We start from the raw sequence: 10,589 nt of genomic DNA, 5'->3' as shown, positions 1-10,589 counted from the left end.
CCTTTCGGTGGCCGGCCCGGCGTTGTTTATGGCGGCTACACCGCCCGGAAGGAATATTCTGCGGAGGCGACAGTCTCATTGTCGTCGTTCAAGGTGATGACGGCGTCGACGGCGCTTCCGGACAGAGCCGGCGGCAGCCAGTGCTCGGCGTCCTGCCACATCCGTTCCAGCGGAAGCGCGGAAACCAGGAACCACTCGGGAATGATCTCGGAGCTCTCAACGGGTTCCCCGGCCCACCGGCGGGTCGTGAAAAGGCGGGTCGACATGTTCCAGTCGGGGCGGGCGGGAAAGACGAATTCCACCGTCCCGGCGTCGGACAGGTCCTCCTCGAGGACAACGACGCCGGCTTCCTCCAGCACTTCCCGGCAGGCCGCCTGGGCATCAGTCTCACCGGCCTCCACGTGGCCGCCGAGCCCAACGATCTTCCCTGTTCCGAAGCCGGTCCTCTTCAGGCCAAGGAGTACCTCGGGCCCTGCTTCCGGGTGTTCCCGCAGGAGAAAGCAGAGGGTAACGGGCACGGAGGTCATAAGGACCAGCCTAACGGTGCCGGCACCCCGTCCCGCCTTATCCCAGGGCCCTGGGGTGGGCCGCCGCGTAGACTTCGCGCAGCGTATCCGCGGTGACCAGTGTGTACACCTGCGTGGTGGTCACCGAGGCATGCCCGAGCAGTTCCTGGACCACGCGGACATCCGCCCCGCCTTCGAGCAGGTGGGTGGCAAAGGAATGCCGCAGCGTGTGCGGGGAGACGTCCTTGGTGATCTGTGCCTTGTCCGCGGCGGCCTTCAGGATGGTCCAGGCGCTTTGCCGGCTGATCCGCCCTCCCCTGGCGTTCAGGAACAGCGCGGGCGTGCCCTTGCCTTTACCCGCGAGCAGCGGGCGGCCCCGGACCAGGTAGGCGTCGAGGGCGCGGGCCGCGAAGGATCCGAGGGGAACGAGGCGTTCCTTGGAGCCCTTGCCGAACAGCCGAACGATGGCCGGTCCGGATTCGGCGGCCTGGACGGAGAGGTCGTCGACGTCGAGCCCAACGGCTTCGCTGATCCGCGCTCCGGTGGAGTACAGGAATTCCAGCAGTGCCCGGTCGCGAAGGCCCGTTGCAGTGTCTGTGCCGGCGGCTTCCAGGATCCTGGTGACCTCGTCCACCGTGATGGCCTTGGGCAGCCGTTTGCCGGGCATTGGCGGGTGGACATCACTGGCGGGGTCCGCCGTCGTCGTTCCTTCCAGCGCCCAGAAGCGGTGCAGACCGCGGACGGCAACCACGGTCCGCGCCGCGGACCGCACCCCCAGCGGAGTGCCGCCGTCGGCGCCGTCGGAGAGCGCCTGCGCAAAGCCCGTTACGTGGTGGCGGGTGATCTCAGCCGGGCTGCCGAGGCCCTGGCCCGCGAGGTAGGCCGAATAGCGGGCGAGATCCCGGCGGTAGGCGGACAGGGTGTTCGCAGCCAGGCCCCGTTCCACGCCCATGTGCTGCAGGTAATCGGTCACGCCGCGGTCAATGGCCGTGCGGGGCCGTTCCGGCGGCACCGTTTCCGTGCCTGCCTTCACCAGCCGTGACGCCCTGTCCGTTTCGGGGGCCGGAGAGCCTTCCGGTGCGGCTGTGTCCGCGGACATCAGCGCTGGCTGGGGTGCGCCGGCCAGTCGGCGTCGCCCGGCCGCAGTCCGTTGAAGCCCTCCGCCTTGGCGGCGGCAGCAGCGAGGATTCCGACGACGGCAGACGGGTTGTGCAGGCGTCCCTCCAGAACTGCGGAGACGGCCTCCTCCAAGGGGATCCAGTGGAGCTCGATTTCAGCCTCTTCGTCCGTGCGGACGTGCAGTTCGTGATGCGGGACCTCGGTGAGTCCGCGGGCGAGGTAGATGCGGATTGCCTCGCTGGAGGAGCCGGGCGAGTTGAAGAAGTCCACCAGGACGTTCCACTTGCTGGCGATCAGGTCCGCTTCCTCGGCCAGCTCGCGGGCGGCGCCCACCAGGAAGTCCTCCCCCTCGACATCGAGCAGGCCCGCGGGGATCTCCCACAGGTCCATGCCCACGGGGTGGCGGTACTGCTTGATGAGGAGCACTTCGCCGTCGTCGTTCATGGGGAGGATGGCGACGGCACCGGGGTGCTCGATGTAGTCCCTGACCAGCGGGTCACCCTCGGCGGTGAGCTTGAAGCTGTCGCTCACCACATCCCAGATCCGGCCGTTGTAGACCCGCTCCCGGGAGAGCAGACGGCGCGGGCTCGGCGCATCCGAAACCTGCCGGCCAGCAGGGGTGTTTTCAGAATTACCGGGCATCGCGCCGTCCTTACTCTATGGGTGCTGTGGGTTTACTCTGCCGGGTTCTACTCTGCCGTGGCTTCGGCGGAGCCGGCCGCGGCGGGTTCGAAAGTGTTCCCGGCGCTGCCGCCCTGGTGGTCCAGGGCGGCCTTGACGAGTCCGGCAAAGAGCGGGTGCGGCCGGGTGGGCCGTGAGCTCAGTTCCGGGTGCGCCTGGGTGGCCACGTAGTAGGGGTGCACCTCGCGGGGCAGCTCCACGTACTCCACCAGCTTGCCGTCAGGCGACGTACCGGAGAACACCAGGCCCTCGGCGGCGATCTGCTCGCGGTACTTGTTGTTCACCTCGTACCGGTGGCGGTGGCGTTCGCTGACGGTGGTTTTGCCGTAGGTCTCGGCGATGACCGAGCCCTCGTCCAGCTTGGCCTCGTACAGGCCAAGGCGCATGGTGCCGCCGAGGTCGCCGCGGCCCTCGACGAATTCCAGCTGCTCTTCCATCGTGGCGATGACCGGGTACTTGGAGTCCGGCTCGAACTCGCTGGAGGAGGCACCTTCCAGGCCGACGACGTTGCGGGCGTACTCGATGACCATGCACTGCAGGCCCAGGCACAGGCCCAGGACGGGCAGCCGGGACTCGCGGGCGAACTTCAGGGCGCCCAACTTGCCTTCCAGGCCGCGGATGCCGAAGCCGCCCGGAACGCAGATGGCGTCCACGCCCTCGAGGGAGCGTACTGCGCCCTCGTGGGTTTCGCATTCGTCGGACGGAACCCAGCGGATCTTGACCTTGGCGTTGTTGGCGAAGCCGCCTGCGCGCAGGGCCTCCGTGACGGAAAGGTATGCGTCCGGGAGGTCGATGTACTTGCCCACCAGGGCAATTTCGACCTCGTGCTTGGGGTTGTGGACCGCCTCGAGGAGCTTGTCCCAGCTGGTCCAGTCCACGTCCTTGAACGGCAGGTCCAGTGCCCGGACGATGTACGAATCCAGGCCCTGGGTGTGCAGCGTCTTCGGGATGTCGTAGATGCTGGGGGCGTCGGCGGCGTTGACCACGGCGTCGATGTCGACGTCGCACATGCGGCCGATCTTTTCGCGCATGGCCTCGGGCACTTCGCGGTCCGAGCGGATCACGATGGCTTCCGGCTGGATGCCGATGGAGCGGAGGGCGGCCACGGAGTGCTGCGTGGGCTTGGTCTTCAGTTCCTGCGAAGGACCGATGTACGGGACCAGTGAAACGTGGAGGAAAAAGACGTTGGTCCGGCCGATGTCCTGGCGGACCTGGCGAGCGGACTCGAGGAAGGGCTGCGACTCGATGTCGCCGACGGTCCCGCCGATTTCCGTGATGATGACGTCCGGTGCGTTCTTGCCCTCGGCAGGAAGCCGCATCCGGCGCTTGATCTCATCGGTGATGTGCGGGATGACCTGGACCGTGTCACCGAGGTATTCGCCGCGGCGTTCCTTGGCGATGACCGTGGAGTAGACCTGGCCGGTGGTCACGTTGGCCGAGCCCTCAAGGTTTTCGTCGAGGAAGCGCTCGTAGTGTCCGATGTCGAGGTCGGTTTCAGCACCGTCGTCTGTGACGAAAACCTCGCCGTGCTGGAAGGGGTTCATCGTGCCCGGATCCACGTTCAGGTAGGGATCGAGCTTCTGCATAGTTACAGACAGGCCGCGTGCCCGCAGCAGGTGTCCGAGGCTGGAGGCCGTCAGTCCCTTGCCTAGCGAGGACGCCACACCGCCGGTGACGAAGATGTGTTTTGTCTTGGACGAGCCCGGGAACCGGGAATTTACACGGGAATTTGATCGCTGCACCACGGAATTCGAGCCTATCATCAATTGAGCCTTCCACGGATCGGGTATGCCTCCCCAAAGGCTTCAGTTTTCCCTGTCCGGGCGCTCCCGGCAAGGGCAGGCATGGCCTTTGATGGGAACCGGACCCGGCCTTACGCCTGCTGCGGCAGGAGCTTGGCGTCGTCCAGCAGTTCCTGGGCGTGTGCCTGCGCGGTTTCGGAGTCCTCCTGGCCTGCGAGCATCCGGGCAAGTTCCTTCACGCGCTCCGCTTCGTCCAGGAGCTGGACGTCGCTGGAGGTGAAGCCTTTGGCGGTGGAGCCGTCGGCGCCGCGGACAGAGTTCTTGGTCACACGGATGTGCTGGTCGGCGAAGGCCGCCACCTGCGGCAGGTGCGTCACCACCAGAACCTGCACATGCCGGGCCAGCATGGCCAGCCGGCGGCCGATCTCGACGGCGGCACGGCCGCCCACGCCGGCGTCGACCTCGTCAAAGACGAACGTGGGCACGGGGTCGACAGCAGCCAGCACCACCTCGATGGCGAGCATGACCCTGGAGAGTTCACCGCCGGACGCGCCCTTGCCCAGCGGCCGGGCGGGGGCGCCGGAGTGCGGCTGCAACAGGAACGAGATCTCATCACCGCCGTGGGGCCCCAGCTGGGCTGCGGGTTCGATGGTGATCACCAGGGTGGCGTCAGCCATGGCGAGTGCCTTCAGCTCGGCGCTGACCCGGGCGGAAAGGTCCTTGGCGGCCTTGGCGCGGACCTTGCTGATGGCCGCGGCCTGCTTCTTCAGCTCGGCCGCGGCCCGGGCCACCTCGGCCTCCAGGTTTTCGATCCGGGTGGAGTCTCCCTGCAGTTCGTCGAAGCGGGCGCGGGCGTTTTCCGCCCATTCAAGGACCTCGTCGATGCTGGGGGCGTACTTCCGGACGAGTTTGGCCAGTGCCGCCCGGCGTTCCTCGATCTCGGCCAGGCGCTCGGGCCCCTCCGAGTCCAGCCCCGCCTGGTAGCTGGCGAGCTCCGTGGCGATGTCGTTGAGCAGGAATCCCACTTCGGCGAGTCTGGCTGCTGCCGAGCCCAGTTCCTCGTCGTGCTCGGCCACGTGCTCCAGCGTCCGCTTGGCGGCATCCACGAGCGATGTCGCGTCGCCGGCCTCGCCGAAGTCCTCGGCGATGAGGGCCTGGTGCGCTGTGCTGGCCGCGATCCGGAGTTCCTCAACGTTGGCCAGCTTCACCGACTCGGCCTTGAGCGCCTCGTCCTCCCCCGCCTGCGGGTCAATGGCATCGATCTCCACCAGCGCGGCTTCCAGGGACTCGGCCTCGCGAAGCCGCTCGCGTTCCGCACTGCGGAGCGAGTCCAGCTCTGCCTGGCTGGACTTCCAGGAGCTGTAGAGGGCCTGGAAGCCGGCGAGCGACGACGCCAGGCCGTCCCCCGCGAACTTGTCGAGGGCCTCACGCTGTGCCGCAGCACCCTTGAGCCGGATCTGGTCCGTCTGGCCGTGCACCACCACCAGCGACTCACCGATTTCGGCCAGCACGCCCACCGGGGCGGCACGGCCGCCAAGGAAGGCCCGGCTCCGTCCGTCGGCACCCAGGCGGCGGGACAGCAGCAGTTCCGCACCGCCGTCGTACTCTTCAACCTCAGCCCCGGCGTCCCTGGCGCGTTCCAGCGCGAGGTGCCCGGATTGCAGCTGCACCACCGCTTCCGCGGAGGCGCTCTTGGCGCCGCTGCGCACGGCGCCGGCGTCGGACCGTGCTCCCAGCAGCAACCCGACGGCGGTGACCACCATGGTCTTGCCGGCACCGGTCTCGCCGGTGACCACGCTGAGCCCCGGGCCCAGCGGCAGTGTGGCGTCGGTGATGACGCCGAGATCGCGGATTCTCAGTTCTTCAAGCATGGTTCACTTTTCAGTCGGAGGATCGGATTCTGAACCGGGTTCGTACGGCCGAACGCCCGGGGGCGGCGGCATGGTCCGGGGCGTGCGGACGATCGGCACGGGACCGGTGTGGATCTGTTCGGACTGCGGCACGGGACCGCGCCAGCCATGGATGGGGAGCTCGAATTTGCGGACCAGCCGGGCGGAGAACGGCGTCTGGTGAGTGCGCGCCAGGCGGACGGGTGTGGAGGACCGGGTGACCTCCACGCGGGCGCCGGGCGGCAGGTCCACGGAACGCCGGCCGTCGCACCACAGGACGCCCAGGGCGTCCGTCCGGTTGAGGACTTCGACGGCCAGCCGGGACCGCGGCGAGACCACCAGCGGTTTGGCGAAGAGGGCGTGCGCGCTGATGGGCACGATGAGGAGGGCCTCAACCTCGGGCCACACCACTGGCCCGCCGGCAGAAAAGGCGTAGGCGGTGGATCCGGTGGGTGTCGCGAGCACCACGCCGTCGCAGCCGAAGGAGGTCAGCGGGCGCTCGTCCACTTCGGTGACCAGTTCGAGCATCCGTTCCCGGTCGCCTTTTTCGATGGCGGCCTCGTTCAGCGCCCAGGTGTGCCAGATCTTTTGGCCGCGGACCCAGACCTGGACGTCGATGGTCATGCGCTCCTCCACCGTGTATTCACGGCTGGCAATCCATTCGACTGTCTGGGCGAGGTCCGCACGCTCGCTTTCGGCGAGGAAACCGACGTGGCCAAGGTTCACGCCCAGCAGCGGCACGTCCTCTTCGCGGACCAGCTCGGCCGCCCTCAGGATGGTCCCGTCTCCGCCCAGCACCATGACAAGTTCGACGTCGGGAAGCTGGATATGGTCGTGGAGGATCTCGACGGGCTGCTCCATCTGTCCGAAGAAACCCTCCATGTCGGCCAGTTCGGACTTCTGCATGACGGGGATGATGCCGGAGGCATGGAGCTGGGCGCACGCCTCCCAGGCCGCCTTTAGGGATTCCTCGCGACCGGTGTGGGCAAGTACCAGTACACGCCTGCTCATCGCGTTCCGCTCTCTAGTGGTTCGGCCAGATCTTTCCCAGCAACGCAGCCACGGCTGCGTCCCGCTCTTCGATCTTAGGCAAGTCTTCGGACATTCTTTGCGTTATCCACAGGAAGTACTCGACGTTTCCGTCCTGGCCGGGCAGCGGGCTGGTGGCCAGCCCCCGCAGTTCCAGTCCGGCGTCGAGCGCCGCCCCCGCCACTTTACCGACAGCCAGGCGCCGTTCGCGCTCCGAGGTGACCACTCCGGTGCGGGCGAGCCGCTCCTTGCCGATCTCGAACTGGGGCTTGACCATAAGGACCAGGTCGCCGCCCGGGGCGGTGCAGGCTGCCAGCGGGGCCAGCACCAACGTCAGGGAAATAAAGGACAGGTCGGCAACCGTGACCTGTGCCGGGCCGCCGATCTGGCCGGGTTCCATGTAGCGGACGTTCAGCCCCTCGTGCACACTGACGCGCGGATCGCTGCGGAGCTGCGGTACCAGCTGGCCGTGCCCGACGTCGACCGCCACCACGTGCGCGGCGCCCCGCCGAAGCAGGACATCGGTAAAGCCGCCCGTGGAGGCACCGGCGTCAAGGCACCGTTTGCCTTCGACGGCGACGGCAGGGAACGCGTCGAGCGCTCCGGCCAGCTTGTGGCCGGCCCGGCTGACGTACGCGTCCGCCGCATCTTCGGCGACGTTCAGTTCACGGTCATCGCCCACCTGGAGCGACGCTTTGGCCAGGACATCGCCGCCGGAAGTCACCTTGCCCTCGGCGATGAGCCGGGCGGCATGCGTGCGGGAGCGCGCCAGTCCCCTGCTGACAAGCAGTTGGTCGAGTCTGGGCATGGTCAGGCGGCACCCGGTCCCGGCCGCGGCTTGTCGTGCTTCCGCTCTTCATGCTGGGGCTCCTCATACTGGGGCTCCTCATTCAGGGCCTCCAGCAGGGCATCATGAATGCCGGCATAGACGGCCGGGTGCTCCGAAACGGGGAGCCCCTGAACTTCGCGAACCTGTTCCAGGATGGTTCGGACCGCGGGGTCTGCGACTCCACTGTCCGGGCCGCTGCTGTCCGGGCCGTTATCCGGGCCGTTGGCGGGCAGCGCCAGCTCGGGCCAGATAAGATCCGCGGCTCCCGCTCCGGGCGCGTCGTTATTCAACTCGGGCATGGCACCAGTCTATTGATCCAGCCATTCGAGTTCGGGAGCCGTGGGGATGTCGGCGTCCGGCCGGGCCGTCCACCATGCCGCGCAGGCCGCACGCCACGAATCGAGGTCGTCCTTGGCCCCGGCGATGCGGATGGCGTTGCCGTCAACGGTGGCCGAGGCATTCCCGCAACGGAACGTCCCGCCGTCGCCATTAATTTCCGGATAGGGCTCATACAGGCCGGTCAGGTCGTGAATGATGTAGCGCGGCCGCTCGTCAGTCTTGGCTGCCAGCATGGATTCCACGGTGTCGATGCCGGTCAGCACCGCCACCGTGGCGAAGCCGGCCCGGTTGCCGCCCAGGATGTCGGTGTCGAGGCGGTCACCAACAACCAGCGGCCGGTCCGACGACAGGCGCTTGGCCGCCGCGTGGAACAGCGGGGCTTCCGGCTTGCCGGCGACGAGGGGCTGCCGGCCGGTTGCGGCCGAGACGGCAGCAACCAGGGAGCCGTTGCCCGGAGCCGTTCCCCGGTTCTGCGGGAGGGTCATGTCGGTGTTCGTCGCAACCCACAGCACATCGGCGTCTGCCAGGACGAAGGACGCTTCGGCGAGCTCCTTCCAGCCGATGGCCGGGTTGAAGCCCTGTACCACCGCCACCGGGTTCTCCTCGGCGCTGTGCACCGGCTTCAGCCCAACGAGCTCAACCTCGTGGGCCAGTGCCGGACTGCCGGTGATCATGACGGCGGCCCCTGCGGGCAGCAGGGACGCCAACAGGTCAGCGCCGGCCTGGGAGGAGCTCACCACCTGGTGGTCCTCGGCGGGAGCGCCGAGCTCACGCAGGTGCGCCGCCACCTGGGCCGGGGTACGGGAGGCGTTGTTCGTGACGTAGCCCAGGCCGACGCCGATCCCGTCCAGCCGCTGCAGTGACTCCACAGCCCCGGGGATGGCATGCGGACCCCGGTAGACCACTCCGTCAAGGTCGGCCAGCAGGGCGTCGAAACGCGAAATCAGTTCTGTGTCGTTCATGCCGGATTAGTCCTCTGCACTGTTCTGGCGCCCCTCGGCGTCCTGGTGTCCGGTGTGTTCGGCGTCCGCGTCCTGGAGGTCGGCTTCGGTGTCATCGTCAGGTTCTGCGGAATCCTCGTCGGACTCGGCGTCATCGGATTCGAAGTAGTCCGCTTCGGCGTCGTCCAGGTTCTCGTCCGCCGCGTCCGCTGAGGGACGCTGCCCCGCAGCTTCCTCCTCGGTGCTGATGCTGGAGGCTGCCTGGCTGCCGGAAACGTCGTCCCGCGCTGCGTCGTCCTGCGCTGCACTATCCTGGGTTGCGGTGCCTGCGGCCTGCGCAATCCGCTTCCGGCGTTCGGCCTCTTCGCGGGCTTCCTCTTCCTCGTCCCAGCCGAGGTCGATGATGTCCGGTTCCTCGGCCATGCCAAGCCCCAGGGCTTCTTCCGCCACGACGGCCTGCCGCTGCCACTTTCCGGCCTCGGCTTCGCGGCCGGCGGCAGTCAGGGCATCACCGTAGGCCCGGAACAGACGCGGGCTGTAGGAGAAGGCGCGGTTGATGTCCAGCTGCGGAATCTCCAGCTCCGCCACGGCGGCGTCCAGCTGACCGAGGTCTGCGCGGGCACCGGAGGCGACAATGGCCAGCTCCACCTTACCGGGCGCGTCGAGGTCCTGGGCCTCCTCGGAACGGGCCACATCAAGGGCCCTGTCGGGCCGGCCCAGGCCGCGTTCGCAGTCGGCCATTACGGGCAGGTGGACGTTCGAACCGCTGATCCGGCGGTAGGTGCGGAATTCCCGCAGCGCCTCCCCATAGTGTCCTGCGGCATACGCCGTGAGACCGACGGCCTCACGCACGGCGGCCAGGCGGCCGCCGCGGCGGCTCGCGGCGAGGGCGTGCTGGAACGCCAGTTCGGGCTCTTCATCGAGGAGCCGTCCGGCCATCACCAGGTGGCGGGCCACCCACTCCGCACTCTTGGATTCCAGGGTCTTGATCTGGTGCTGAGTGGCGCGGTCAAGTTCCTTGCCAGTGACGTCCTCGTCGATCTCGGGAGAACGCTCACGGTCCGGGCGGTTGGCGCTGCGGAGATCGCGGGCGTTGGGCACGCGGGCGGGGCGGTCCTCTCCCCTGTCGCGGCCGAACTGGCGGGGCCCGGAGTCGCCACGGTCAAAACCGCGGGGTGCACGGTCCTCTCGCGGTGCGCGGTCCTGCCAGCCGCCGCGGTCCTCGCGCGGTGCACGGTCCTGGCGGTCACCGAAGGGGCGGCGATTGTCTCCGCCGCCATAGCTGCGGCGGTCGCCCTCACCGTCACGGCGTGGACGGTCACCAAACGGCTTACGGTCACGATCACTAAACTGCCGGCGCTCACCGCCGCCAAAACCACGGCGGTCACCCTCGCCGTCGCGGCGCGGACGGTCACCAAACGGCTTACGCTCGCCGCCACCAAAACCACGGCCACCGCCGTCGCCCTCACGACGCGGACGGTCACCAAACGGCTTACGGTCACGATCACCAAACC

The 10,589-nt window shown here is 68.1% G+C and carries 11 protein-coding genes; 1 reads left to right on the top strand and 10 read right to left on the bottom strand.

Going from position 1 to position 10,589, the window contains the following annotated elements:
- Positions 1 to 35: 35 nt before the first annotated feature.
- The 10 genes from ACFUTU_RS20660 to ACFUTU_RS20615 form a co-directional block, all read right to left on the bottom strand.
- Entirely contained in the window at positions 36 to 527 is a 492-nt protein-coding gene (locus ACFUTU_RS20660) for an 8-oxo-dGTP diphosphatase (protein WP_377967734.1), read from the bottom strand.
- Positions 528 to 564: 37 nt separating this feature from the next.
- Entirely contained in the window at positions 565 to 1,605 is a 1,041-nt protein-coding gene (xerD, locus tag ACFUTU_RS20655) for a site-specific tyrosine recombinase XerD (RefSeq protein WP_377967732.1), read from the bottom strand.
- Complete coding sequence (locus ACFUTU_RS20650; protein WP_377967730.1) at positions 1,605 to 2,267, bottom strand: NUDIX domain-containing protein; 663 nt, start codon at positions 2,265 to 2,267, stop codon at positions 1,605 to 1,607. The genes xerD and ACFUTU_RS20650 overlap by 1 nt, the downstream gene beginning before the upstream one ends.
- 47 nt (positions 2,268 to 2,314) lie before the next feature.
- Positions 2,315 to 4,069: a CTP synthase gene (locus ACFUTU_RS20645; RefSeq protein ID WP_377967728.1), complete on the bottom strand. Its 1,755-nt coding sequence runs from the start codon at positions 4,067 to 4,069 to the stop codon at positions 2,315 to 2,317.
- Between the two features lie 110 nt (positions 4,070 to 4,179).
- Complete coding sequence (gene recN / locus ACFUTU_RS20640; protein ID WP_377967726.1) at positions 4,180 to 5,919, bottom strand: DNA repair protein RecN; 1,740 nt, start codon at positions 5,917 to 5,919, stop codon at positions 4,180 to 4,182.
- A 3-nt stretch (positions 5,920 to 5,922) separates the two neighbouring features.
- Positions 5,923 to 6,948: an NAD kinase gene (locus tag ACFUTU_RS20635; protein WP_377967724.1), complete on the bottom strand. Its 1,026-nt coding sequence runs from the start codon at positions 6,946 to 6,948 to the stop codon at positions 5,923 to 5,925.
- A 13-nt stretch (positions 6,949 to 6,961) separates the two neighbouring features.
- A complete protein-coding gene (locus ACFUTU_RS20630; protein ID WP_377967722.1) occupies positions 6,962 to 7,774 on the bottom strand; it encodes a TlyA family RNA methyltransferase in 813 nt (270 codons plus the stop codon).
- Between the two features lie 2 nt (positions 7,775 to 7,776).
- Positions 7,777 to 8,094 carry a hypothetical protein gene (locus ACFUTU_RS20625; protein ID WP_377967720.1) on the bottom strand — a complete coding sequence of 106 codons (318 nt, stop codon included), beginning with the start codon at positions 8,092 to 8,094 and terminating at the stop codon, positions 7,777 to 7,779.
- Positions 8,095 to 8,103: 9 nt separating this feature from the next.
- The gene (locus tag ACFUTU_RS20620; protein ID WP_377967718.1) at positions 8,104 to 9,096 is read right to left on the bottom strand and encodes an HAD-IIA family hydrolase; all 993 of its coding nucleotides are present in this window, start codon (positions 9,094 to 9,096) and stop codon (positions 8,104 to 8,106) included.
- A 6-nt stretch (positions 9,097 to 9,102) separates the two neighbouring features.
- Entirely contained in the window at positions 9,103 to 10,032 is a 930-nt protein-coding gene (locus ACFUTU_RS20615; RefSeq protein ID WP_377967716.1) for a hypothetical protein, read from the bottom strand.
- Between the two features lie 36 nt (positions 10,033 to 10,068).
- On the opposite strand from ACFUTU_RS20615, the gene ACFUTU_RS20610 reads away from it, so the two are divergent.
- Positions 10,069 to 10,589: hypothetical protein (locus ACFUTU_RS20610; RefSeq protein ID WP_377967714.1), on the top strand; the 521-nt coding region annotated here is incomplete at its 3' end.

Origin of the sequence: Arthrobacter sp. NPDC057388 (assembly GCF_042668165.1) — a bacterium.
Taxonomy (GTDB): Bacteria; Actinomycetota; Actinomycetes; order Actinomycetales; family Micrococcaceae; genus Arthrobacter.
This window is presented reverse-complemented; position numbering and strand designations above follow the sequence as displayed.

Bases quoted from the DNA above. Each gene is read 5' to 3' on its own strand.
- ACFUTU_RS20625 (WP_377967720.1), bottom strand. From the start codon at position 8,094: ATGCCCGAGTTGAATAACGACGCGCCCGGAGCGGGAGCCGCGGATCTT.
- recN (WP_377967726.1), bottom strand. From the start codon at position 5,919: ATGCTTGAAGAACTGAGAATCCGCGATCTCGGCGTCATCACCGACGCC.
- ACFUTU_RS20650 (WP_377967730.1), bottom strand. From the start codon at position 2,267: ATGCCCGGTAATTCTGAAAACACCCCTGCTGGCCGGCAGGTTTCGGAT.
- ACFUTU_RS20630 (WP_377967722.1), bottom strand. From the start codon at position 7,774: ATGCCCAGACTCGACCAACTGCTTGTCAGCAGGGGACTGGCGCGCTCC.
- ACFUTU_RS20660 (WP_377967734.1), bottom strand. From the start codon at position 527: ATGACCTCCGTGCCCGTTACCCTCTGCTTTCTCCTGCGGGAACACCCG.
- ACFUTU_RS20620 (WP_377967718.1), bottom strand. From the start codon at position 9,096: ATGAACGACACAGAACTGATTTCGCGTTTCGACGCCCTGCTGGCCGAC.
- ACFUTU_RS20635 (WP_377967724.1), bottom strand. From the start codon at position 6,948: ATGAGCAGGCGTGTACTGGTACTTGCCCACACCGGTCGCGAGGAATCC.
- xerD (WP_377967732.1), bottom strand. From the start codon at position 1,605: ATGTCCGCGGACACAGCCGCACCGGAAGGCTCTCCGGCCCCCGAAACG.
- ACFUTU_RS20645 (WP_377967728.1), bottom strand. From the start codon at position 4,069: ATGATAGGCTCGAATTCCGTGGTGCAGCGATCAAATTCCCGTGTAAAT.